Below are 1,426 nucleotides of genomic sequence, written 5' to 3'. Positions count from 1 at the left end.
ATGCTGAGGTCTGATGACGAGTCACTACGGTGATGAAGTAGCTCATGCCCCGCTTCCAGGAAAAGCCTCTAAGCTCTAGATTATCATTAATCGTACCCCAAACCGACACAGGTGGTCAGGTAGAGAATACTCAGGCGCTTGAGAGAACTCGGGTGAAGGAACTAGGCAAAATGGTGCCGTAACTTCGGGAGAAGGCACGCTGGCGCTAGGTGAAGTGGTTTACCCATGGAGCTGAAGCCAGTCGCAGATACCAGCTGGCTGCAACTGTTTATTAAAAACACAGCACTGTGCAAACACGAAAGTGGACGTATACGGTGTGACGCCTGCCCGGTGCTGGAAGGTTAATTGATGGGGTTATCCGTAAGGAGAAGCTCTTGATCGAAGCCCCAGTAAACGGCGGCCGTAACTATAACGGTCCTAAGGTAGCGAAATTCCTTGTCGGGTAAGTTCCGACCTGCACGAATGGCGTAATGATGGCCAGGCTGTCTCCACCCGAGACTCAGTGAAATTGAACTCGCTGTGAAGATGCAGTGTACCCGCGGCAAGACGGAAAGACCCCGTGAACCTTTACTATAGCTTGACACTGAACATTGAGCCTTGATGTGTAGGATAGGTGGGAGGCTTTGAAGTGTGGACGCCAGTCTGCATGGAGCCAACCTTGAAATACCACCCTTTAATGTTTGATGTTCTAACGTTGCCCCATTATCTGGGGTGCGGACAGTGTCTGGTGGGTAGTTTGACTGGGGCGGTCTCCTCCCAAAGAGTAACGGAGGAGCACGAAGGTTGGCTAAGCATGGTCGGACATCATGCGGTTAGTGCAAAGGCATAAGCCAGCTTGACTGCGAGAGTGACGGCTCGAGCAGGTACGAAAGTAGGTCTTAGTGATCCGGTGGTTCTGAATGGAAGGGCCATCGCTCAACGGATAAAAGGTACTCCGGGGATAACAGGCTGATACCGCCCAAGAGTTCATATCGACGGCGGTGTTTGGCACCTCGATGTCGGCTCATCACATCCTGGGGCTGAAGTAGGTCCCAAGGGTATGGCTGTTCGCCATTTAAAGTGGTACGCGAGCTGGGTTTAGAACGTCGTGAGACAGTTCGGTCCCTATCTGCCGTGGGCGTTGGAAGATTGAAAGGGGCTGCTCCTAGTACGAGAGGACCGGAGTGGACGCACCACTGGTGTTCGGGTTGTCATGCCAATGGCATTGCCCGGTAGCTAAGTGCGGAAGAGATAACCGCTGAAAGCATCTAAGCGGGAAACTTGCCTTGAGATGAGTCTTCCCTGACTCTTTAAGGGTCCTAAAGGAACGTTTAAGACTAAGACGTTGATAGGCTGGGTGTGTAAGCGTAGCGATACGTTGAGCTAACCAGTACTAATGAACCGTGAGGCTTAACCTGACAACACCGAAGGTGTTTTAGAGAGATTG

The 1,426-nt window shown here is 51.8% G+C and carries 1 rRNA gene; it reads left to right on the top strand.

The features are described from left to right. Positions 1-1,397: ribosomal RNA gene (locus SC428_RS22030) — 23S ribosomal RNA — on the top strand; the annotation flags it as partial. Positions 1,398-1,426: the final 29 nt, after the last annotated feature.

Origin of the sequence: Providencia sp. 2023EL-00965, assembly GCF_033550225.1 — a bacterium.
GTDB classification, from domain to species: domain Bacteria; phylum Pseudomonadota; class Gammaproteobacteria; order Enterobacterales; family Enterobacteriaceae; genus Providencia; species Providencia manganoxydans.
This window is presented reverse-complemented; position numbering and strand designations above follow the sequence as displayed.